This window comes from Allobosea sp. Root381 (assembly GCF_001429395.1).
GTDB lineage: Bacteria > Pseudomonadota > Alphaproteobacteria > Rhizobiales > Beijerinckiaceae > Allobosea.
Genome location: NZ_LMJT01000042.1, coordinates 149,301 through 170,310, shown reverse-complemented (window position 1 = coordinate 170,310; position 21,010 = coordinate 149,301). Strand labels below are relative to the sequence as shown.

At 62.7% G+C, this 21,010-nt stretch carries 22 protein-coding genes; 11 read left to right on the top strand and 11 right to left on the bottom strand.

What is annotated here, in order from left to right; translation table 11 throughout:
• The first annotated feature begins 1,015 nt into the window (after positions 1-1,015).
• From ASE63_RS27600 to ASE63_RS24170, 7 genes are all read left to right on the top strand, one after another.
• Entirely contained in the window at positions 1,016-1,321 is a 306-nt protein-coding gene (locus ASE63_RS27600) for a hypothetical protein (RefSeq protein ID WP_156410584.1), read from the top strand.
• 129 nt (positions 1,322-1,450) lie between these two features.
• A protein-coding gene (locus ASE63_RS27000; RefSeq protein ID WP_244491579.1) for an IS5 family transposase occupies positions 1,451-2,220 on the top strand; the annotation gives its coding sequence in 2 pieces (ribosomal slippage) (positions 1,451-1,784 and positions 1,784-2,220; 771 coding nt in all).
• Between the two features lie 428 nt (positions 2,221-2,648).
• Positions 2,649-3,137: a hypothetical protein gene (locus tag ASE63_RS27595; protein WP_156410583.1), complete on the top strand. Its 489-nt coding sequence runs from the start codon at positions 2,649-2,651 to the stop codon at positions 3,135-3,137.
• The gene (locus ASE63_RS24185) at positions 3,130-3,693 is read left to right on the top strand and encodes a hypothetical protein (protein WP_156410582.1); all 564 of its coding nucleotides are present in this window, start codon (positions 3,130-3,132) and stop codon (positions 3,691-3,693) included. Before ASE63_RS27595 ends, ASE63_RS24185 begins: the two co-directional genes overlap by 8 nt.
• Before the next feature lie 20 nt (positions 3,694-3,713).
• Positions 3,714-4,661 carry a hypothetical protein gene (locus tag ASE63_RS24180; RefSeq protein ID WP_056807793.1) on the top strand — a complete coding sequence of 316 codons (948 nt, stop codon included), beginning with the start codon at positions 3,714-3,716 and terminating at the stop codon, positions 4,659-4,661.
• Positions 4,658-5,152 (top strand): hypothetical protein, encoded by a 495-nt coding sequence (locus ASE63_RS24175; protein WP_056807791.1) that lies wholly within the window; start codon positions 4,658-4,660, stop codon positions 5,150-5,152. Before ASE63_RS24180 ends, ASE63_RS24175 begins: the two co-directional genes overlap by 4 nt.
• Entirely contained in the window at positions 5,149-5,595 is a 447-nt protein-coding gene (locus ASE63_RS24170; protein WP_156410581.1) for a hypothetical protein, read from the top strand. Before ASE63_RS24175 ends, ASE63_RS24170 begins: the two co-directional genes overlap by 4 nt.
• A 599-nt stretch (positions 5,596-6,194) precedes the next feature.
• Here ASE63_RS24170 and ASE63_RS24160 read toward each other — a convergent pair.
• From ASE63_RS24160 to ASE63_RS27590, 6 genes are all read right to left on the bottom strand, one after another.
• Positions 6,195-7,283 carry a mandelate racemase/muconate lactonizing enzyme family protein gene (locus tag ASE63_RS24160; RefSeq protein ID WP_056807783.1) on the bottom strand — a complete coding sequence of 363 codons (1,089 nt, stop codon included), beginning with the start codon at positions 7,281-7,283 and terminating at the stop codon, positions 6,195-6,197.
• A gap of 71 nt (positions 7,284-7,354) precedes the next feature.
• Entirely contained in the window at positions 7,355-8,359 is a 1,005-nt protein-coding gene (locus tag ASE63_RS24155; RefSeq protein ID WP_056807781.1) for a TRAP transporter substrate-binding protein, read from the bottom strand.
• Positions 8,360-8,406: 47 nt separating this feature from the next.
• Positions 8,407-9,684: a TRAP transporter large permease subunit gene (locus ASE63_RS24150; RefSeq protein ID WP_056807779.1), complete on the bottom strand. Its 1,278-nt coding sequence runs from the start codon at positions 9,682-9,684 to the stop codon at positions 8,407-8,409.
• Complete coding sequence (locus ASE63_RS24145) at positions 9,681-10,214, bottom strand: TRAP transporter small permease (protein ID WP_056807776.1); 534 nt, start codon at positions 10,212-10,214, stop codon at positions 9,681-9,683. The genes ASE63_RS24150 and ASE63_RS24145 overlap by 4 nt, the downstream gene beginning before the upstream one ends.
• A 6-nt stretch (positions 10,215-10,220) precedes the next feature.
• On the bottom strand, positions 10,221-10,919 hold the full coding sequence (locus tag ASE63_RS24140; RefSeq protein WP_056807774.1) for a FadR/GntR family transcriptional regulator: 699 nt from the start codon (positions 10,917-10,919) through the stop codon (positions 10,221-10,223).
• Between the two features lie 262 nt (positions 10,920-11,181).
• Positions 11,182-11,436, bottom strand: coding sequence for a hypothetical protein (locus ASE63_RS27590; protein WP_156410580.1), 255 nt, complete (start codon positions 11,434-11,436; stop codon positions 11,182-11,184).
• Between the two features lie 583 nt (positions 11,437-12,019).
• On the opposite strand from ASE63_RS27590, the gene ASE63_RS24135 reads away from it, so the two are divergent.
• Complete coding sequence (locus ASE63_RS24135) at positions 12,020-12,217, top strand: hypothetical protein (protein ID WP_056807772.1); 198 nt, start codon at positions 12,020-12,022, stop codon at positions 12,215-12,217.
• A 757-nt stretch (positions 12,218-12,974) separates the two neighbouring features.
• On the opposite strand, the gene ASE63_RS24130 is transcribed toward ASE63_RS24135, so the two are convergent.
• Positions 12,975-14,033: a class I SAM-dependent methyltransferase gene (locus ASE63_RS24130; protein WP_056807770.1), complete on the bottom strand. Its 1,059-nt coding sequence runs from the start codon at positions 14,031-14,033 to the stop codon at positions 12,975-12,977.
• A gap of 127 nt (positions 14,034-14,160) precedes the next feature.
• Here ASE63_RS24130 and ASE63_RS24125 point away from each other — a divergent pair, with 127 nt between their 5' ends.
• The 3 genes from ASE63_RS24125 to ASE63_RS24115 all read left to right on the top strand — a co-directional run bounded on the left by ASE63_RS24125 (position 14,161) and on the right by ASE63_RS24115 (position 17,325).
• Positions 14,161-15,207, top strand: coding sequence for a helix-turn-helix domain-containing protein (locus tag ASE63_RS24125; RefSeq protein ID WP_056807768.1), 1,047 nt, complete (start codon positions 14,161-14,163; stop codon positions 15,205-15,207).
• Between the two features lie 188 nt (positions 15,208-15,395).
• Positions 15,396-16,196, top strand: coding sequence for an alpha/beta hydrolase (locus tag ASE63_RS24120; protein WP_056807766.1), 801 nt, complete (start codon positions 15,396-15,398; stop codon positions 16,194-16,196).
• Entirely contained in the window at positions 16,174-17,325 is a 1,152-nt protein-coding gene (locus ASE63_RS24115; protein WP_244491577.1) for a PAS domain-containing sensor histidine kinase, read from the top strand. The genes ASE63_RS24120 and ASE63_RS24115 overlap by 23 nt, the downstream gene beginning before the upstream one ends.
• Positions 17,326-17,371: 46 nt before the next feature.
• Here ASE63_RS24115 and ASE63_RS24110 read toward each other — a convergent pair whose 3' ends face one another.
• The 4 genes from ASE63_RS24110 to ASE63_RS24095 form a co-directional block, all read right to left on the bottom strand.
• Positions 17,372-17,668, bottom strand: coding sequence for a hypothetical protein (locus ASE63_RS24110; RefSeq protein WP_162261826.1), 297 nt, complete (start codon positions 17,666-17,668; stop codon positions 17,372-17,374).
• 345 nt (positions 17,669-18,013) lie between these two features.
• Positions 18,014-19,201, bottom strand: coding sequence for an ABC transporter ATP-binding protein (locus ASE63_RS24105; RefSeq protein WP_056807760.1), 1,188 nt, complete (start codon positions 19,199-19,201; stop codon positions 18,014-18,016).
• 30 nt (positions 19,202-19,231) lie between these two features.
• Positions 19,232-20,059 (bottom strand): carbohydrate ABC transporter permease, encoded by an 828-nt coding sequence (locus ASE63_RS24100; RefSeq protein WP_056807758.1) that lies wholly within the window; start codon positions 20,057-20,059, stop codon positions 19,232-19,234.
• The gene (locus ASE63_RS24095; protein WP_082610250.1) at positions 20,059-21,009 is read right to left on the bottom strand and encodes a sugar ABC transporter permease; all 951 of its coding nucleotides are present in this window, start codon (positions 21,007-21,009) and stop codon (positions 20,059-20,061) included. Before ASE63_RS24095 ends, ASE63_RS24100 begins: the two co-directional genes overlap by 1 nt.
• Between the last annotated feature and the right edge of the window lies 1 nt (position 21,010).

Sequence of the window (21,010 nt, the reverse complement as noted above, 5' to 3'; positions counted from 1 at the left end):
GAAGGTCACGCAGCCGCCCGCAGGGCGGCGCGATCCCTGTCGGGGAGCGCGCGGGACCAAGGCCTCCAGGCCCGTTTCGCGAACTTCCATCGACCGCCGGGAACAGGTCGGGCGCCCCGTTGGCGAGCACAGGGAGCGCGCCAGCGGACCCACAAAAAAGACTGTTGGCGCGGCGTGAGACGAGATTGCAGCGTTTTTGTATGTCGTGCCCGTGACTTGCTCGCCGTCAGCAAACGTGGCGGCTTGTCGCCAAGTTTGCGGTATCGTGCCTCTCCTGGTCCTTCACGCGAGACGGACAAGGCGGGAAACGCGCCATTTTTGTATGTCGTGCCTTTGATGATTGAGATCAAAATGCTGCTGGACCGCAGGTCCTGCAGCACTTTGGCGGTATCGTGCCTTCCCTAAGCGATAGCCAAGTTGACGGCCTGCCGTCGACTTTGCGGTATCGTGCTCTTCTCCATGATGGGGTGTTCTTGCCGATATCGAGCCCGAAGGGCGAAAACTCGGGCCTCGTCGAAGACGGTTCTTTGCCGTTTCCGCCGGCTGAAGTCCGGATTTTGAGGGCGTTGAGCGCTCGAAAGGAACGAGTAATGCTTGCACCCCTCTGAAGCCGGGGGTGCAAAGCGGAAACCAGGGGTGCAAAGACGCAGCAGCATCGTCCTTCTGGGCGATGGCGCTGCATTTATTCGATCAGAGAGCGGCTTTACGATCGCATCTGCGAAGCGATGGGGGTGCAAGCGAGACCGCGCTGGCGATCCTCTCGGCGGGTCGATCTCGCCGCGTCGGCAGGCCTCGACCAGCCCCCAAGGCGGGCGGTGTGGATTCACCTTGGAAGTCCACAGGTCGAAGACTTCGGCCGGGGTGAGGAAGCCGAGGCATTTTCGGGGAATGTTGTTGTAGCTCGCGAGAGTGGCCTCGATGTTTGCACAGGACAAGGCGTCGAGATCGGTCTTTCGCGGCAGGTCTCGTCGCAATCTGCCGATGGCGTTCTCGACACCACCCTTTTGCCACGGGCATGTCGATCGCAGAACACGGCGTCAACGCCGAGCAGTTGAGCGATGCGTTGGTGGTGGGTGAACAGCCTTCGGCCAGACCTGCCAGGATGGTCTCGCGCAAGGCATCGTCGCGCTCGAGCTTGCCGTCGCTGCAGCGCCGCGCTCTGTGCCTGCGCATTGCTGGGCCGATAGCAGACCTGGTTGCCGCTCTTGCGCCTCAGTTCCGGCGCGATGGCCGACGGCTGGCAATCCAGAGCCGCAACGATTTGCCGGATCGATTGCCCGGCTCTCGAAGCCGCAATCGAACAGCGCTCTTCAAGCGATAGCTGGCTGTAGTTCGACATGGCAGCACCTGTGTCAGGTGTTGCACTTCGTTTGTGAACTAGGCTCAGGACCTATTAATTGGGTTGCATGGCATCGCGCTGCTTGATTCCATGGCGGGCGGAGGTTTCGCCATGGATGATCTGCTGTTGCTGTCCGAGGCGCAGATGCGCCGGATCGAGCCGTATTTTCCGCTGTCTCATGGCGTCCCACGGGTCGATGACCGGCGGGTTCTAAGCGGCATTCTGTTCGTGATCCGCAACGGCTTGCGCTGGCGCGATGTGCCCGCCGCCTACGGGCCGCCCAAGACGATCTACAATCGCTTCATCCGCTGGAGCAGGCTCGGCGTATTCAACCGGATCTTCGCGGAGCTCGCAGCCGAGAGCGATAGCTCGGATCGACTGATGATCGATGCCACCCACCTCAAGGCGCACCGCACCGCCGCCAGCCTGCTCAAAAAGGGGCTCTGCCCCGATCTATCGGGCGCAGCCGCGGCCGCCTGACCTCCAAGCTCCATGCCGTTTGCGACGGCAGCGGTCGCCCGCTGCGCCTGGCGCTGAGCGAGGGGCAGGCCAGCGACTTCAAGGGCGCAAGCCTGGTGTTGGAAGCCCTGCCGGCAGCCAAGGCCATGCTCGCCGACAGAGGCTATGACGCCGACTGGCTCAGAGCCGGTTTCGCCGCGTGCATTCCCTCGAAGATCAATCGCAAAATGCAAATCCCGCACGACCGTGCGCTCTATCGCCAACGCCATCGCATCGAGAACATGTTCGCTCGCCTCAAGGACTGGCGCCGCATCCACACGCGATACGATCGATGCGCTCACACCTTCCTGTCCGCCATCGCATTCGCCGCGGCATTCATCTTCTGGCTCAAACAATGTGTCCTGAGCCTAAGGCGGACCTAACGGACGGGAATGACCGTTGGCGGAACAGAAATCTACAGCACGCACTCGACATATGCCCTCGGTCCGTGGTCGTCGGAAAACGGGTGTGCAGTGCGCGAGCGATGTTAGCGAGATCGCCGTCATTGCGGTTAAATCTCCCGGCTAATTAAATCAGCCCGAGTGTACCGAATTTTCACTCGAGTTTTGCTCAGGGGCGGTTGACGTTTGGCGAAGATCGATGCAGTCGCCCGGCGATTTCGCGCATCCTGATTCGCAAAAAGTGAAAATGTGGAACAGACCCGAAACATCGCTGGACGGATCAGCTTTCTAGTCCATATTTGGCGATAAGCGGCTTCCAACCGCCTCTCTTCACCACCTCAGCCCGTCAGACGGAGCCGGCAAGCCTTGCCGTGCGCCGGATGAGGGAGTGCGCTCAGAATCGGTTCAATATGGTCTCGTACCTGGATAATCTCGCCAATCGTCACCGGCGCTTTCACCAGCAAGCGTCAGGGGCGATTGCTGCCGATGGCGTGGCGTTGGACATCGTGCCAGTCCTGCCGACGCTCCTCGAGCTTCATCGCCAGAGCCTCAGCTCCATCCACGATCCGCGCTACAACTGCCAGCACCAGCCCGTGATAGACGAGCAGGCCATGCGAGAGCTCGTCGACGCCCTGCTGGCAGCCCAGCTGGGTGTCATCGAGGGCGAGGTTGGCCGCCGCATTTCGGTTCATCTCCTGGCCTTCGCTACCGATGTGATGGGGCTCCATCATAAGCCGCAGAAGGAACGATCCCGCCGATCAGCGCGTCGCGATGTTGTCAGAACGGCAGTGTGCGCGGCCATCGTCGAGGCCATGGATGCCGCGCTGAACGCGGTGATCGCCGGCAGGCTGTCCAAAGTGGCGAAGGCGCGGGTCGAGAAGAAGCTGCGCCATGGCTAACCGCAAGAGCTTCCTTGACCTGTTCAAGCCTGGACGGACCCAGGCGCTCCTGGACGTGGCGAGCGGCCCCCTGACGCCCCGTGGAGGCAATGCCGGCGCGGCTCCCGCCAAGAGCAAGCGCAAGGCCAAGCCGACCGATCTGGAAAAGAGGCTTATCCTCGCAGGCCAAGCCGGCGAACTGTCTGATTTCCTCGCGCCTCACCTTCCTCGTCTGTCCAGCATGCACGAATTCTCGCTCGACGAGGCATCCCTGTTTGCGGCCGAACGTGGGGTGACCGTCTATCACCTTATCCGCGATGGGGTGAATGTCGCTGGCCTGCCTCGCGACGATCTCATGGAATTTTCTTCTGAATGCACGGCGGTCGCCTGCGCGCGATCGCAGGCCGTGGCCGACCTGAAAGCCGAAAGCAGTGAACTGAAACAGCCGCCCAAGACCGAGGCGCCTACGAGCGCCCAGTCGAACGAGCCCGCCAAGGTCAGCGACCTCGACCGGCTTCTCCGCAAACTGGGATCGGTGCCCGTCCGCAAAGACGAGTCCGGAACCTTCGAGCTCTAACTCAGACGAGGAGATCAAAAGTGAAACTTCGACCGCCGCTTCGCAACGTCAAGCCGAAAGCCACGTATGATGGCTTCGGCAACCCCATCGATCTGTCTCTCGCCGAAAATGCGACGGCGGATGCTGCGTCGTCAGATTCTGAAGGCGATGATGACCTCTTCGCCGCCTTCGATCACTACGTGGCCGATTTCAAGCGGAATAAGGGTTACGACCCCTACTTCGGAGATGCCGAGTTCGATCGGGAGGCGCTCGCCACTGGGGGGCGCCTGATCATGGTTTCGGGGTTCAAGGGCGGGGTTGGTAAATCGACCGAATGCGCCAGCTTCATCGAGATCGCGATGGAGTTCGGCCACAGGTTCATCGTGATCGAAAGCGACCGCCGAAACAAAGATGTGGGCCCGACCTTCAAGAACATGGCGGAACTGCGCGTCATCGCGCTGGATTTGGCCCTCCAGGAGGGCATGGAGAATCTGCTGAAGATCATGGCGGCCGGACAGTATCTGATCGTCGTGAACACGCCTGCAGGAATGACCCAGCCCTTCGATGAACACGGTGGGGTTCTCAAAGAGGCGCTCAAGATCTTGGGCTATGAGCTGACGGTCTTTTTCCTCATGAACAGCCAGAAGCAGAGCGTCGATGAACTGTCCGATTTCCGGCGCATGATGCCTGATGCGCGCGTTCATCCCGTCCTCAACCTCAAGGAGGCAGCCCGAAACGAGATCGCTGACTTCAAGGACTGGGCCAACAGCGACATTCGCAGCGAAATCGAGGCGCAGGGGCGGACGCTGGTGATGCCGGTAGGGCCCATGGCGCTGATGAATCGGCTTGAGCAGGACAAGGTGCCTTTCGGCACTTTGGCCCAGGATCCACGGTTCGGGCTTTTCGACCGGCACCAGCTGCAGGAGTGGCGTAAGTCCATGCGGGCCGAATTTGAGAGAGTGTTCAAGTTCGGGAGGATTTCTCGATGAGCCAGATCAACACCGTCAGCCTCATCGCTGCGCGCAACATGTCGAACAATGCCCGGAAGGCGATGGCCGAGGCGCACGACGATAGGCGCTTGGCCATGCTGGCCGACGCTGTCGGTATCGACGCAGGCGATCCTCTGTTCAAGATCCTGGTTCTTCAGCACGCAACCGTCGAGCACTCCCGTGATGCCCAGATCGCGTTGCTCCAGGCTGCCGAGGTGTTCAAGGAAGAAGCCGCCGGACTCTTGGAGGAGCGCAAGAACTTCGAGAAGAGGCGTCGACCTTGGGAGCTCGTTAAGGCATTCTGGATGGAGATCAGCCTCGGCTTGGCGACCGCGGCCATCTTCGGAATGTTGATCGGCATTCTGCTGATGAAGGTGAATGGTGTGCCAGCCAATGACGGCCGTGCCGCCGTCGAGCTCGGCCAAGCCATTGAGTCTAAGGTCGCCGCCGCAAGTGACACCGCAAGCGCGGCTCGCCCCAGGCATTCATGAGCCCAACCATGCCGCGGCGCCGAACCATTCACGCAGTCGGCATCGATTGCAGGCGGTGGCACATCGATCTCGACGCAGTGCTGTCATCCTCGGGAGGAGACCGATCGCACGTCTTCTCGCGATTGGCCGAGCAGCTGAATCTCGTCGATGATGCCGCCGTCGCTTTCGTGAAGCTGCAGGTTCAACCTGATGCATGGAGGCACAGCTCCCGCGCCCATGGACCTTGCCGCCGAGCCCTGGTGGTGTTTCCGTTCGATCCGGCCCTGAACCAGGTGCTCAAGGATCTCGGTCCTGACCAGGTCAAATTCGACGGTGCGTCAAAGGCGTGGTCCGTCGTTGTCTACACAGACGCGGCGGTAGAGCGCCTCATCCGGCGGTTGCTTAAAGCGTTCGATGCACTCCTCATCGATGATCTCGGGCGTACGGCTGTCGTCTACCACTAGATGGCAGCCGCCCTCTTCAGGGTCAGCGCGCATATCTATGAAGGCAGATACGGCTACAGAGGGGTTGCCGGCGGCCGACGTTACCCGGTAGACCACCGAGCGGGTTGTCCTGCTCGACCCGGATCAGCATGCGGGCGCTGTCGATGTCGGCGACCTTGAGGTTGGTGATCAGCGAGACACGCCGGCCGCAGCCATAGGCGATACTGAGCGCGCCCCGGTCCTTCAGGCTCCGCGCATGGGCCAGGAGCGCGCGACCTCCTGCGTGTCCGGCGCGACCCGAAGCCGCTCCGGCGTTGGGATCCGCGCCATGCGGTCTCCAAAGCCGGTCCGGCCCGGCGTGACGTGGAAGAAGAACCGTAGCGCGGTGCAGGCCAGGTTCATCCGAGCATAGTTTGCCTCCAGCGAAGCCAGGTGAAGCGGGTAGCGCCGCAGATCCTTCGGCTCGGCCCGATCCGGCGGCAATCCGAGGAAGGCGGTGAACGCGCGGACCTGCCGGCATAGCCGCGCTGCGTATGAGCGCCGAACTGGCGGATGGTCATGTCCTCGATCAACCATCAGCGCTGCCGATCGCGCTGACGGTGCAGTTCACCTCGCCGCGCTCAGCCGTTCAGCTTGCTCAGCGCACCCCAGTCAAATTCCACGCCGTGGCCGGGCCGGTTCGGGGCGAGCGCGTTGCCGTCCCGGATGACCAGGGGCTCAGCGATGTAGCGGTCGAGGCCGAAGCTGTGGACCTCGAGATAGGAGCGGTTCGGGCAGGCGGCGAGCAGATGCACCGTGACGTCATGGGCACCGTGCGAGGTGACCGGCAGGTTGAACGCCTCGGCCAGCCGCGCGATCTTCATGAAGCCGGTGACACCGCCGCAATTCGTGACGTCCGGCTCGGGGAAGGTGACGGCGCCCTCGGCCATGTAGAGCTTGAACTCCCAAGGCGTGCGCAGGTTTTCGCCCGCCGCGATCGGCACACCGCCTTCGCGCACGATCCGCGCGTGGCCTGCGGGGTCGTCCGGAATCGTCGGCTCCTCGAGCCAGACCAACTCCGCCGGCTGCAGCGCGCGGGCGGCGCGGATCGCCTCGTCGACGCTCCACTTCATATTGGCGTCGGCCATCAACGGGAAATCGGCGCCGAGATGGGCGCGCATTGCCTTGACGCGCTCGACATCCTCCGAAAGCCGCGCCCGACCGACCTTCATCTTGATGGCGCGGAAGCCCTTCTCGAGATTGCGGTCGGTCTGCGCCAGCAACGCCTCCAGGCTAAAGTCGAGATCGACGCCGCCTGCATAGCAGGGCACTTCGTCGTCGTAGCCGCCAAGTAGGTTCCACAGCGGCAAGGCGAGCTTCTTGGCCTTGAGATCCCACAAAGCCATGTCGACGGCCGAGATCGCCAGCATGCTCGGGCCACCGCGGCCACCGTAATGCAGCCCCCACCACATCTTCTGCCAGAGATATTCGATCCGGTCGGCCTCTTGGCCGACAAGCATCTCGCCCATCTCGCGGCGGAGGATCGCATCGACCGCCGCGCCGTTGCGGCCGACCGTATAGGTGTAGCCGACGCCGCTGGCGCCGTCCTTGTCGGTCACTACGACCGTATTCAGCTGGAAGGCCGGTATCTCGCCATGCATGCTGTCGCTCAGAACCTGCGGCAGGGGAATGAGATAGAAGCCGGCTTCGACATTCTCGATGGCTGACATGATCGGTCTCTCTTTTGGGACTGCGGAAGGCCGGGCGGCGCCGACGCCGCCCGGCCGTATCGGAAAGTGCCTCAGTTGGTGGCGCGCACCTTGTCGATGGCGGCGAGCAGCTTCGCGACCGTGTCCTTGCCGATCGCCGGAGCATGCTTGTCGAGCACCGACTTGGCGTGGTCGCGCATGCGTGCCTGCTCGGCCTCGGTGAACTCGACCACCTGCATGCCTTGCTTCTTCAGCTTGTCGAGGGCATCGGCGGACTGCTCTCGAGCGATGCGACGCTGCGCATCGCGGCCCGCGATGGTGCAGTCCTGCAGGATCTTCTTTTCCTCGGCCGAGTAGCCGTCCCAGATCGGCTTCGAGAACAGCGCCAGATAGGGCGTATAGGCGTGCCTGGTGACGCTGAGATACTTCTGGACCTCGTAGAATTTCGACGAGTCAATCGTCACGAACGGGTTTTCCTGGGCGTCGATCGCCTTGGTGTCTAGCGCGCTGAACAGTTCGCCGAAGGACATCGGCACGGCATTCGCGCCCATGTTGTTGAAGGTGTCGATGAAGATGCCGTTCTGCATCACCCGGACCTTCATCCCGCTGATATCCTCCCATTTCGTCACCGGTCGGCGGGAATTGGTGAGGTTGCGGAAGCCGTTTTCCCAATAGGCAAGATTGATCAGGCCACGCGAGGGCAGCATCGCCGAGATATCCGCGCCGAACTCTCCGTCCAGCACACCGTCGGCCTCCTTCTCGTTCTTGAAGATGAACGGCAGGTCGAACGCGCCCAGCGCCGGCAGGATGCCGACGAGCGGAGAGGTCGAGGTGATGGTCATCTCCTGCGTGCCGGAGCGCAGCGACTGGGTCTGCTGCTGGTCGGTGCCAAGGGCGCCGCCCCAGAAGGCGGTCATCTTGATCTTCCCGCCCGACTTCTCGGCGATGCACTGGGTCATCACCTTGACCCCGCCGGCGACCGGATGATCCTCGTTGACACCGGCCGAGATACGGATGGTGCGGTTCTTGATCTCGGCCTGAGCGGAGATTGGCAGGGTCGCGAGAACGAATCCCGCGGCAAGGGCAAGCGTCTTCATGGTGTCCTCCCTGGACTTTTTGGGCTGTGGTGGATGGACGTGCGGCGCTAGCGAAGCCAGGCGAGCGGCACGAGGACGAGCTGCGGGAACAGCACGAGCAGCGTCAGCACGATGCAATGCGCGATCAGGAAGGGATTCACCCCCTTGATCACATCCCAGAGCGGGATGCGCGCCACGCCGCTGACGATGTTCAGGACGACGCCGACTGGTGGCGTGATCAGGCCTATGGCGTTGTTCATGATGAACAGCACCCCGAAATAGACCGGGTCGATCCCGGCCTGCTTGATGATCGGGATCAGCACCGGCGTGAGGATCAGGATCGTCGGTGCAAGGTCGAGCGCGGTGCCGACCAGGAAGACCAGCACCATCAGCGCCAGCAGGAGCAGCGTCGGATATTCGATCAACCCGCCGACCAGGCCCATGATCTCCGCCGGAATGTTGGCGGTCGTGATCAGCCAGGCAGAGACCAGCGACGCCGCGACGAGGAACATCACCACCGAGGTCATCTTCGCTGCGTTGAGCAGGATCTCGTAGAGATCGCGGATCTTCATTTCGCGATAGATCGCGAGGCTGACGAAAAGCGCATAGACCGCCGCCACCACCGCGGCCTCGGTCGGCGTGAAGATGCCGAACCTGATGCCGCCCATGATGATCACCGGCATGAGGAGGGCCCAGCCGGCGCGCGTCAGCGCCCGGAGCCGCTCCCGCCCACTCTGGCGCGGCAGCACCGCGACCTTGTCGCGCCGCGCGACGATCTGCCAGGCGACGAACAGGCCGACGCCCATCATTAGCCCCGGCACGATGCCGCCCAAGAAAAGCTGGCCGATCGAGACATTGGCCGCGACGCCGTACATGATGAAGGCGATCGATGGCGGGATCACCGGGGCGATGATCCCGCCGGCGGCGATTAAGCCGCTCGAGCGCGCGAGATTATAGCCGGAATCCCGCATCATCGGGATTAGGATGGCGGCGAGCGCCGCGGTATCGGCGGCAGCCGAGCCCGAGATGCTGGCCATGATGATCGAGGCGACGATGGCGACGATGCCGAGCCCGCCGCGGATATGCCCGACGAGCGACACTGCGAACTCGATGATCCGGCGGGAGAGCCCGCCGCGGTTCATGATTTCGCCGGCCAGCAGGAAAAAGGGGATCGCGAGCAGGGTGAAGGTGTCGGCGCCCTGGATCAGGTTCTGCGCGACGATCTGCGCATTAAACACGTCCATATAGGCCATCAGCGCGATGCCGCAGAAGATCAGGCAGAACGCGATCGGGATACCGATCGACATCGCTCCGAGCAGCGACCCGATGAAGACAACGATGGTCATTCGATGCGCTCCCGCAGCGAGAGGGAGCCACTTTCGAAATCGCCTGCCGCGAAGCGGGCATCGGCCCCGAACCGCAGTGTCGAGACGAGATTTGCCGTTGCCAGGAGGCCGATGCCGATGCTGGTGAAGAAGCCGATGCCGTAGACCCACAGCATCGAGACGCCGACGACCGGCGATTCCATCGTCGCGTTGATCGGCGCCTGTACCCAAGTGCCCCAGAAGAAGATCGCGCAACAGAAGATGATGATCAAGTCGCCGACGATGTAGCAAGCGAGTCGACCCCTGCCGCCGAGCAGGCGCAGCATAATGTCCACGCCGAGATGGCTGTTCTCGCGGAAGGTGACGATCGCGCCGAGGAAGGTCAGCCAGACGAAGAAGTAGCGCGACAGCTCTTCGGAGATCGTGATGCCGGAGTTGAAGCCGTAGCGCAGCACGACATTGCCGAATACCATGACGACCATGCCCGCGAGTAGTGCGACCAAGATGAATTCGAGGCCACGGAAGATCATGTCGGTGACTGTTTTGATCATCGGCGGCTAGTCCTCAGCGATACCGTCGAGCATGTCGGTGCGGGCCTGTTCGACCAAGATCGTCATCGCCTCGCGCGCCCTGGCGCTATCACGCGCCGCGATCGCCTCGATGACCGCGCGGTGGAAGGGGAGCGCGCGATGTGCGTCCTCGGGAGCGCGGATCGACAGCCGGAACGAAAGGCGCAGCGCGTTCTCCACGAACGGGATCAGGTGCGTGAAATAGCTGTTCTGCGTGCCGCGCAGGATCGTCGCATGGAAAGCAAGGTCGGCCTCGGTGAAGACCTGTTCTAGATCGGCCGCCGCAGCCATCCCGGTATACGCGGCCTCGAGAACGGCGATCGGAAAATCCGTCCTCTTGGCCGCCCGCTCGGCCGCGAAAGGCTCGATCGCTAGGCGGAAATCGATCAGATCGCCGATCACGTTCGGCGACATGCCGGCCTCGGTCCGCCATGCCACCACCTGCGCATCGAGCAGCTGCCAGTTCTCAAGTGGCTGGATCCGTGTCCCGTGCCGCGGTCTGGGAGAGACCATCCCCTTTGCCGTCAGGGTCCTGACGGCTTCGCGGACGACGGTACGGCTGACTCCGAGCTCGGCCCCGAGATCTGCCTCGTTCGGTAGTGTCCCCTCCGCGCCGAAGCGGTTTCGCACGATCCAGCGGGCGATGGAGTCGACCGCGTCCTGATGCCGAGTGTTCTGAAGAGCCATGATCCATCATTCGTATGATGATTTTTATCATCATACGAATGATGGATGTGTGAGAAAGCCCCTTTCGTGGAAGCGATGCACCAATTCGATTGTGCGGCGCCGCAGCTACCGCTGGTGACCGCTCTCCGGGACGGAGGATGCGGACGGGGAGGGGGGCTGCTGAGAGCAAATTTCGTCGAGAGCCTATGGAGGCTGGTCGGCGCAGGCGCCCGCAGGCTGGGCTTCAACTGCTCGCTTACGCGCGGTGGATTCGAGAATTTGTTCAGGTGCCCAAATCCAGCGGGCGTACATCAATCGGGGTAACATTGTTGGTAAGAAAGATGGTTATAATCATTGAAGGCAGGCATTCATTAATTTCTTTAAGCATTTGAATTTGTGGTGTATTTTGATATCTGGTTCGATTCCCCATGGGAGCGCCATTCAAGCGCTTAGCTTGAGCGCTGTTCCGATATTCAATCTTCGTGAAATGATGTGCAATGGCTGCCGGCAAGCTTCTGCGGACGCTCTGGGCGCGCATGTTCGGTCGCGCCAATGGCGTCCTGGGGTCAGCCTTTTGGCCGATCGTGATTGCTCTTGAATGATACGCGCCCTGCGCTAGCTGCGCTCGTCCAGCGGAGCCGTGCCTTTGTCTATTGGGTTGATCGCAATCGCCGACCGAAACCTTTTCCGTGGATTTCAGGCCTGTTTCGAGCTGTTCGTATCAGGCGCCGCGAGGATGCTTCCAACCTATCGTCGGCCGCCGGCCCTAGATCGTTGCGTCTAAATAGAAATATTATTTCGATGGGAAATGGGGATGCCTGAGCTTATCAGCGTAAGATTAGAAGGGTGGTTTGGCTGATACGGGTCAATTTCATTATTATGGATACAGTAGATTTCAGTATAACACTGGCGAGAGGGCGTTGGGCGAGCTGACATCGGCAAACCGATGAACCTGGGTCATGGTCATATAGACTCCGCATGGGCCGCCGTGTGGTCCCCAACTACGACCATCCATCCCTCTCCGCCTGCCACGAACTCGCGCATGGCGCCGTCGAAATGTCTTTTGAGAATGCGAGTTCTGATGGCTGGCGTAGTCTGCGGGGTCACCCGGAGGCGCTTCCATGTTGCAGGATGCCGGCCACGATAATGCGAGCAAGGTGATCATTCAGATCACGAGCACCGCGCAATTTCGCCAAGCCTTAGCGAGGCTGCGGTTCCTTGAGAACTCGGCGACGAATTCGACCCTGGGGCGTGAGCGGGCCGCGCTCGAATTGGCAGTGTCGCGATACCTGGCCTGTAGAGAAGGCGGCGCGGCCTGATCCGGCTATATGCCGTCCTCTTCACGCCGCGCGTGACGATGCTAAGGCTGTGCCGGGCTGCGGGACGACCTGGGCGGCCACGTCTAACCTGGCGACCAGCTTGCGCATCGCCTCGATGTTTCGCGTGTGGCTGTAGAGATTGCACATAGCGCGACGCTAGTTGAAGCGGCGCGCTATGTCCGCTCCCAGCCCCAAACGGCCATTACATATGCCGGAAGGCTGGGTCGCGAGTGGACCCACCGTTGGGATCGCGGATTATATGCTCTTCAACTGGAGCGGTGGTCGCGTTTCTTTTAGCCAGCGGAGCGCGGGTGTCGAATGGCACCCTGTGCGTTTCAGCGCCGAGCGGGGCTGGATCGTGAATTGACCCGCCATCGGCGGGGTCGCGGGTTAAACGCCCCAAATTCTGCGCGGAAACGGTTACAGGGATGGCTGCAAGAGCCGCAGCTAACAGAACTCGCTCAATCATGACCGACCTCCGATGTTTGCGTCGCCCGACCATGAGATAGCGATCCCTTTTCGGCACTTTAATGCCGTGAAAATCACAAGAGCGCGAATGGTCCACTCGGGCCGATGGCTGCCGTCAGGCCGTCAGCATTCATCGATATCGCCAACCCTTCGCCTCCGCTCGACCGGCGCCGGCTCCGCCGGCAGCACGTCGCCGCGACCGCCCTCGATCAAGGTCAGGCCGCGCATAGTTGGCGGAAAGTAGGCGCTTCAGGGAAGACGCATGCCTTCCCTGAGTATCCATCAATCGTTACCAGCGAGCCTCGATGATCAGATTGAACGGCGTCTCCACCGCCCTGCGCACCGTGCCAAGCCCCGCTGATTTCAGGATCGCCTCAAGCTGGTTCGGACCCGCCTGGGCGCCGAGAACATGTGTGCCATTCTCCGATATCGCGTGGGCACAGCACATGGTCGTCGATCCAGCATAGTATAGCCGGCCGACCGGGTTGATGTTGTCCTCGACGCGATCCCCGGCGAAGGGTTCGATCAGCATGAGCGTGCCGTCCTCGGCCATCGCCGTGGCGGCATAGCGCGTCGCTTCGATCGGTCGGCCCATGTCGTGCAGGCAGTCAAAGAAGCAAACCAGATCGTAGCCGCGCCTGGCGTAGGTATCCGCCTTTTCGACCTCGAAGATGACGCGATCCTCGACACCGGCCGCCTGCGCCACCCGACGGGCGACCTCAATGGATTCTTCGTGAGCGTCGAAGCCCCAGAACCTGCTCTCCGGGAAGGCCTTCGCCATTAGCACAGTCGAATGGCCGTGCCCGCAGCCGATATCGGCGACCTTGGCGCCCCTCTCCAGCTTGTCCGTCACGCCGGAGAGCATCGGGAGCCACTCCTTGACGAGGTTCGCGCTGTAGGCATTCCGATAAAAGGCTCCGATGCCGCAGAAGAGCCGCTCATCATGCTCGCCCCAGCTCACGCCGTTGCCCGATTTGAACGCAGCAACGGTCTTGGGTTCGTCGGCCCACATGGATGCAACGATCTGCCAGGCATGGGGCAGGAAAACCGGGCTCAGATCGTCGGCAAGGACCGCCGCCTGCTCCTGCGTCAGTTCGTAGGTTCTGGATTTCGAGTGATAGTCGATACAGCCGCCGGCGACCTGCGAATTGAGCCACTCGCGGACGTAGCGCTCCGCGCAACCACTGCGTCTGGCAACCTCCTGCGAGCTCAGAGGTCCGGCGCCCGCCATGGCCTTGTAAAGCCCGAGCTTGTCGCCGAGCCCCACCATGACACCGCCATATCCGGCTGAAATTTCTCCGATGAGGCGCCCGACAAGCGTATCGAGTTTCTGCTGATTGATGGACATTGTTCACCCCGTTGTCTCGATCTCGGGCCCTTTGCGCCGAGGCTCGAAAGCAGGATGGCGATTGGCCGTTCGGCCTTGGAGTGCGAGATCGGCCAGCGACGGTCCGTTCCTGCCAGGAGACTCGCAAATGTCAGCGACGACACGACCGCTGCATGTCAGTTTGATCGCCATTCCCGATGCGGTCATATCGACGCTGGGCGGCATCTACGACGTGCTGAGCGCGTTTCGCATGCTCGGGCGCGCCGAGCCGACACTTCCCGAAGAGCCGCCGTTCTTGGTCGAGATCGTTGCGGCCGAACGCGGCAGTGTCGCTCTGGCGAGCGGCTTGCCTGTAGAGGCCCGGCTGGCGGTATCGGAGGTTGCGGCGACGGACATCGTCATCGTGCCGTCGGTTCTGCTGGGACCCGATGGCTGGACGCCCGGCCGTTATCCCGAAATCGTCGATTGGGCTCGGCGCATGCATGCCGAAGGCGCAGTGCTCTGTTCCGCCTGCTCGGGCATGTTCCTGCTCGCCGAGACTGGGCTGTTCGATGGCCACGAGACGACCATTCACTGGGCTTACGCCGATCCGTTTTCACGCGCCTTTCCGCGCGTGCGGCTGCGGCCCGATCGCGTGCTGGTGATCTCGGGCGAGCGCGAGGAACTCGTTACCTCAGGCGCCTCGATGACTTGGCACGACCTCGTGCTCTACCTGATAGCCCGCTATGTCGGCGCTACGGCAGCGCAGACCGTGGCACGATCCTTTGCGCTTCAATGGCACCACGACGGGCTCGCACCCTATATCGTCTTCCAGGGCCGAACTGATCATGGCGACTCGGCCATTGCAGACACGCAATCCTGGCTTTCGGCGCACTTCTCCATTGCGAGCCCGGTCGAGGAGATGGTGCGGCGTTCAGGGCTGGCCGAGCGCACGTTCAAGCGGCGCTTCGTCGAGGCAACGGGCTTCGCGCCGATCGATTACGTGCAGCGCCTGCGGATCGAGGACGCCAAGCGCCGGCTCGAGCGCACTGATGTACGGGCCGATGAGATCAGCTGGAAGGTCGGCTACGAGGACGCCGCCTTCTTCCGCCGATTGTTCAAGCGCGTCACAGGGATGACGCCGGGGGTCTACCGCCGGCGTTTCCAGGTGCCGGCCTTCACCCGCTCAACAAAGTCGATGTCCGCGAGCGGTTAGAGCAGTTTGTTGCCGCGACGTCCGGTTTCTGGAGTCACGTCAATGTCCGGAACTGGCGCAGGTCGTACGGGCCCACTGTCCCGGTGAAAATCATCGACCATTTGGAGCGCGATATCCGGACGGCTGAAGGCCTACCGATTGGAAGGGCGAGGGAGACATGGCGAGCACGAGAATGCTAGGAATCGCGGATGTCGGATAAGAAGACTGCGCTTCGGCGGAACAACGTGGTGACCGACGGCGGCGGCGACAGGGCGGTCGTCTTCGCTCATGGTTTCGGTTGCGATCAGAACATGTGGCGGCTGGTGGAACCCGCCTTCCGTCCGGATTTCAGGACAATCAGGTTCGATCATGTCGGCGCGGGCAAGTCCGATCTCTCGGCATTCGTCCCCGAAAAGTATTCCACCCTTTCCGGCTACGCGGACGATCTGGTCGAGATCGGCAACGAGCTGGGTCTGGAGGACGCGATCTTCGTTGGACATTCTGTCAGTGCGATGATCGGTGTCCTGGCTTCGCTGAAGTCGCCGGGAATGTTCGGCAAGCTCGTGATGGTCGGTCCGTCGCCGCGCTACATCAACGACGGTGAGTACATCGGAGGCTTCACGCCGGGCGATGTCGAGGACCTACTGGGCTCGCTCGCGGAGAACCACATGGGTTGGTCGAACGCAATGGCGCCCGCGATCATGGGGAACGGGGACCGGCCCGAGCTTGGCGAGGAACTGGCCGCCAGCTTTTGCCGCACCGATCCGGAGATCGCAAAGCAGTTCGCCCGGGCGACCTTCACCGGCGACAACCGCGCCGACCTGCGGCTGGTCTCTGTCCCGACGCTGATCCTGCAATGCCAGGACGACATCATCGCGGCAGAGAACGTCGGCCGTTTCGTGCACAGGAACATCGCCGGCAGCACATTCGTCATGCTCGATGCAACGGGGCACTGCCCCAATCTGAGCGCGCCCGACGAGGTTATCCGTGAAATCCGTGCCTTCCTCTGAGCCGGGGTTCCATTCCGGCGATCTCGACGATCTTTATGAGAATGCACCTTGCGGCTATGCCGTCCTCCAGTCGGACGGCAAGATCGCCAGAGTCAACGCAACGCTATGCTCCTGGCTTGGCGCACCGGCCCATGAACTCTTGGGGAGCAGGTTCCGCGATCGCCTCACGATGCCGGGACGCGTGCTCTATGAGACGCACCTGATTCCCCTTCTGCGGATGCAGGGCTTCGTCACGGAGATCGTCCTCGACCTCGTTACGGCCAACGGCAAGTTCCCCGTGTTCGTCAGTGCCAACGAAAAGCGTGATGCCCAGGAGAACCTGGAATTTACCCGCCTGATCGTCTTCCAGGCCGAGCAACGCCGTACATTCGAACAATCCCTCGTCCGCTCCCGGGATGACGCATTTCAGGGGCTTGCGGACGAAAAGGCGACCGGCGCCCTGCGGGAGCAGTTCATCGCCGTGCTGGGGCACGATCTCCGCAATCCGCTCGCCTCGATCGACGCCGGATTGCGGATGGCAAGCAGGGAACCGTTGAGCCCGAAGCAATCCCGGCTCGTCGGCCTGATGCAGGCAAGCTCCCTGCGGATGTCGGGGCTGATCGACAACGTGCTAGATTTCGCCCGCGGCCAGCTTGGCGGTGGGCTGACGTTATCCCGCGACGCATCGAAACCCCTGGAGCCAACACTTCGCCAGATCGTGAACGAGCTTAGGACCAGCCACGCTGACGTCGAGATCGTCGAGGCGATCTCCATCGAAGTTCCTGTCGACTGCGACCACAGCCGGGTCGGACAGTTGCTGTCGAACCTGCTTGGTAACGCGTTGACCCACGGAGCCATCGGGCAGCCCGTGAGGGTCGAGGTCAGCGCGAATGCCAATGGTCTTGAGCTCTCGGTAGCCAATGCAGGCGACCCCATCCCAACCGCAGCGATGGAGCATCTGTTCCAACCGTTCTTCCGGGGGGACGTCCGGCAGAGCGCGAATGGCCTCGGCCTGGGCCTGCATATCGCCTCCGAGATCGCCAAGGCTCACGGCGGCACGCTGACCGTATCGTCCACCCCGGACGAGACGCGTTTCACCTTCAGGATGCCGCTCGTTGCCTGGCCTGAAGCTGCGCACCCGCTCCCATGACCGTAGGCATTTTCTGGTCTTTTCCGGCCGCTCGCCCGACAGCGGGCTACTTGAGCCTGGGCTTCTGAGCCGGCTGGTTGAAAAGCCGTCGCCCGCGGCGAGGATCGTCACCGGGATCCAGGCTGTGCTTCAGCGAGCCGGCGACCGTTGATCGGCTGGCAATGTCGCCGCGGTGAAGATGCGTTAAGTCAACGCGCCGCTCGGGCCGAAACAGGCCCAGACCAAAGGCGACGCCAAGGAAGAGCTGGATCATCCCGATGTCGCGAACAAAGTGCTGATTGAAGAAGCCGGTATCGGTCACGCCCGGTACCAGCTCGTACCAGGTCAGGGGTGCGACCAACATGAAGGTGCCGTTCGCCGACAAGAACAGCCAACGACCGCCCCAGCGGCTGCTCGGTTTCGAGGCAAGACGGCCTCGCCTTTGAAGAGCGCTTTCATCTCCCGCCTCTTCCAAAAGTGCGCCGACCACCCTGTGGCTAGGAACAGCCCGAAGTAACTCGGCGGCGCGAGGATTGAGAGGGATTGTCCGGGTTCAACGTTCGGACGGATATTGGACCCGCCGACAACCGCTTACGATAATCGCTAGAGGGATCTGTACGAATGTATAGCCAGAGATTAGGTCGCAATTGCTGAAGGTCCGCTTTTGGGCAAGGACCGAGTGTTCGCAGGTCGCGCAGCGCTCCCGCGCTCAAGCAGTGTGGGCAGCGTCATCGCCGAGGCGACGGCTGTTCTCGGCCGAGAACAGCACGGCCTCCGACAGGTTCAGCCCGACCGTAACGGGCTTGCCCCGCGCGAGATCGCTGTAGCCGGATGCCGTGACCATGATCTCGCCTGCGACCTCGCCCTCTTCCTCATGGGCGGTCCGCGCCTGCGCCAGCCCGACCGCAATGACGGACTCCGCGCCGACATGCTCGACGAGGCTGACCGTGCCGGAGAGCCCGCCCGCCTCGCCGGGCGCGCCGATCGTCAACGCGCCTGGGCGGATGCCGAGCAGCAGCGTATTGCCACTCACCGAGCGGGCGGCCGGCAGCAGCCGGGCCGGCAGCGGCAGGAGTGCTTCTCCGATGCGGAGGGCGTCGCCCTCGATATGGGCCTCGATCAGGTTCATCGGTGGGGTGCCGATGAAGCGGGCGACATAGGTGTTGGCGGGCGAGGTGTAGATCTCGCGCGGCGTGCCGAATTGCTGGATGACGCCGTCGCGCATCAGCGCGATGCGCGTGCCCATCGTCATAGCCTCGACCTGATCGTGCGTGACATAGACGAAGGTGCCGCCGACGCGGCCATGAAGCCGCGTGATCTCCGCGCGCATCGCGGAGCGCAGCTTGGCGTCGAGGTTGGAGAGCGGCTCATCCATCAGGAAGACCTCGGGCTTGCGCACCATGGCGCGCCCGAGCGCGACGCGCTGGCGCTGGCCGCCGGAGAGCGTGCGTGGATAGCGATCGAGCATCTCGGTGAGGGAAAGCGTCTTCGCCGTCTTCTCGACGAGTTCGGCCACCTCTGGCGACCGCTCGATGCGCCGCTTGGCGAGACCACCGATGACGGGGATATGGAACCACCACTTGAACTGCCGCATGATCAGCGGAAAGGCGATGTTTCGCCTCACCGTCATGTGCGGGTAGAGCGCGTAGGACTGGAAGACGAAGGCCATGTCGCGCGCGCTCGGCGGCAACTGATCGACCCGCTTTCCGCCGACATGGATTTCCCCGGATGTGACGGTCTCGAGCCCGGCGAGCATGCGCAGCAGCGTGGACTTGCCGCAGCCGGACGGGCCGAGGAGAACGAGGAATTCGCCCTCCTCGATCTTGAGATCGATATCTGCGATCGCGACCTTGGGGCCGAAATGCTTGGCGACGTGATTGAGTGTGATCGAGGCCATGTGGTTGTTCTTTCTCAGCCCAATTCTTGCTCAGCCTTTTACGCTGCCGGCGGTCATGCCGGCCACGACGTAGCGCTGGACCATCAGGTAGAAGGCGACGGCCGGCAGCGTGTACATCACGCCGATGGCCATGACGGTGTGGATCGGTGTCGAGAGCTCGCCGACGAAACTGGCAAGGCCGACCGAGGCGGTCCGCAGTTCCTGGCTCAGGATCAGCGTCTGGGCGAAGACGTATTCGTTCCAGCCGTGGAAGAAGGCGATGACGGCAGCGGCGGCCAATGTCGGCGCCACCACTGGCACGACGATGCCCAGCACGATGTCGAGGCGCGAGCAGCCGTCGATGCGGGCGGCCTCTTCGATCTCCAGCGGCACGCCGTCGATCGCACCCTTCAAAATCCAGGTGATGACCGGGACGGTGAAGGCGGTGTTCGCCAGGATCAGGCCGCCGAGCGTGTCGAGCAGCAGGAGCTTGGCGAAGATCGCATAGAGCGGCACGACCAGCATCGCCTCGGGCAGCATCTGCGTCGCGAACAGGATGAAGCCGAGCACGCCCTTGCCGTGAAAGCGGAAGCGCGAGAGCGCATAGGCCGGGAGGATGGCGAGGAGGATCGACAGCACCATCGTGCCGATCGCGACGATGGCGCTGTTCTTGAGCCAGACCAGCACGCCGGTTTTGCTGAAGGTCTCGGCGTAGTTGAACGCCTGGCTCGGATCGGGAAGCATCTGGGGACGGTCGGCGAAGAGGTTCGCAGAGGAGGTCAGCGAGGTGACGACCATCCAGTAGATCGGGAACAGCGCCACGCTGAGCAGCACCATGATCAGCGCCATGCGCAGCGCGTGTGAGGCGGGTGTCTTCATCAGCGGCGCCCCTGCGCACGCTCGGTGCGCTGCGTGTACCAGAAGTAGACAAAGGTCACCACGAGCGCGATCGTGAGGCCGACCATGCCGACGGCTGCCGCCTCGCCGAGTTCGCGGGCGACGAAGCCGCGCGTGTAGAGTTCGATGACGAGCGTCTTGGTGGCGCCGATCGGGCCACCCTGGGTCATCACCCAGATCAAATCGAAGCGGCGCAGCGACCAGATCGTGACGAAAAGCGCGAGCAGCGCCACCGTCGGCTGGATCGTCGGCCAGACCGCGACCTTGAAGATGCTGAATCGGTCGGCGCCGTCCATCTGGGCGGCCTCGCGCACCTCCTCGGAGACGCCCTGGAGCGCGGCGAGCAGCACGACGGAGGAGAAGGGGAAGATCTGCCAAACGGTGGTGAACAGGATCGCCGGCAGGGCGAGCCTGGGATTGTCGAGCCAGCTTTCATAGCCGACCTCGAGGTCCATCAGCTTCAGGGCATGATTGAAAATGCCGTACTGGGCATTCAACATCCAGACGAAGATCGTCGCCACCGCCACAGGCGGAGCCGCCCAGGGGATCGTGACCAGCGCGCGCGCCAGACCGCGCCCGCGAAACGGCCGGTCGAGCAGGAGCGCCGCGCCGAGCCCCAGCGAGATCGCGAAGACGACGCAGGCGACCGTGTAGATCGCGGTCGTCCAGAGCACGGAGGCGAAGTCGCTCGAGCTTGCAAGGTCGTGATAGTTGCGCAAGCCGACGAAGCGGGCGTCCTGCGGCGCCAGCAGCGAGGTTTGCGTGAAGCTGAGGAAGAACTCGCTCAGCAGCGGATAGCCCTGGAACAGCGCCAGATAGAGCGCGACGGGCGCAACAAAGAGATAGGGCGTCCAGCGGCTCTCCCGGTCCCGCCCCCCGGACAATGGGGGGCGGCCGGTGGGCGCCGTCGCAGCGTTGGCGACCTCGCTCATG

What these genes read in the sequence shown, in the direction of transcription:
- ASE63_RS27600 (WP_156410584.1), top strand. Translation starts at nt 1,016, where the DNA reads ATGTCGATCGCAGAACACGGCGTCAACGCCGAGCAGTTGAGCGATGCG.
- ASE63_RS27595 (WP_156410583.1), top strand. Translation starts at nt 2,649, where the DNA reads ATGGTCTCGTACCTGGATAATCTCGCCAATCGTCACCGGCGCTTTCAC.
- ASE63_RS24185 (WP_156410582.1), top strand. Translation starts at nt 3,130, where the DNA reads ATGGCTAACCGCAAGAGCTTCCTTGACCTGTTCAAGCCTGGACGGACC.
- ASE63_RS24175 (WP_056807791.1), top strand. Translation starts at nt 4,658, where the DNA reads ATGAGCCAGATCAACACCGTCAGCCTCATCGCTGCGCGCAACATGTCG.
- ASE63_RS24170 (WP_156410581.1), top strand. Translation starts at nt 5,149, where the DNA reads ATGAGCCCAACCATGCCGCGGCGCCGAACCATTCACGCAGTCGGCATC.
- ASE63_RS24160 (WP_056807783.1), bottom strand. Translation starts at nt 7,283, where the DNA reads ATGTCAGCCATCGAGAATGTCGAAGCCGGCTTCTATCTCATTCCCCTG.
- ASE63_RS24155 (WP_056807781.1), bottom strand. Translation starts at nt 8,359, where the DNA reads ATGAAGACGCTTGCCCTTGCCGCGGGATTCGTTCTCGCGACCCTGCCA.
- ASE63_RS24150 (WP_056807779.1), bottom strand. Translation starts at nt 9,684, where the DNA reads ATGACCATCGTTGTCTTCATCGGGTCGCTGCTCGGAGCGATGTCGATC.
- ASE63_RS24145 (WP_056807776.1), bottom strand. Translation starts at nt 10,214, where the DNA reads ATGATCAAAACAGTCACCGACATGATCTTCCGTGGCCTCGAATTCATC.
- ASE63_RS24140 (WP_056807774.1), bottom strand. Translation starts at nt 10,919, where the DNA reads ATGGCTCTTCAGAACACTCGGCATCAGGACGCGGTCGACTCCATCGCC.
- ASE63_RS27590 (WP_156410580.1), bottom strand. Translation starts at nt 11,436, where the DNA reads ATGCGCGCCCAGAGCGTCCGCAGAAGCTTGCCGGCAGCCATTGCACAT.
- ASE63_RS24135 (WP_056807772.1), top strand. Translation starts at nt 12,020, where the DNA reads ATGTTGCAGGATGCCGGCCACGATAATGCGAGCAAGGTGATCATTCAG.
- ASE63_RS24130 (WP_056807770.1), bottom strand. Translation starts at nt 14,033, where the DNA reads ATGTCCATCAATCAGCAGAAACTCGATACGCTTGTCGGGCGCCTCATC.
- ASE63_RS24125 (WP_056807768.1), top strand. Translation starts at nt 14,161, where the DNA reads ATGTCAGCGACGACACGACCGCTGCATGTCAGTTTGATCGCCATTCCC.
- ASE63_RS24120 (WP_056807766.1), top strand. Translation starts at nt 15,396, where the DNA reads ATGTCGGATAAGAAGACTGCGCTTCGGCGGAACAACGTGGTGACCGAC.
- ASE63_RS24110 (WP_162261826.1), bottom strand. Translation starts at nt 17,668, where the DNA reads ATGTTGGTCGCACCCCTGACCTGGTACGAGCTGGTACCGGGCGTGACC.
- ASE63_RS24105 (WP_056807760.1), bottom strand. Translation starts at nt 19,201, where the DNA reads ATGGCCTCGATCACACTCAATCACGTCGCCAAGCATTTCGGCCCCAAG.
- ASE63_RS24100 (WP_056807758.1), bottom strand. Translation starts at nt 20,059, where the DNA reads ATGAAGACACCCGCCTCACACGCGCTGCGCATGGCGCTGATCATGGTG.
- ASE63_RS24095 (WP_082610250.1), bottom strand. Translation starts at nt 21,009, where the DNA reads ATGAGCGAGGTCGCCAACGCTGCGACGGCGCCCACCGGCCGCCCCCCA.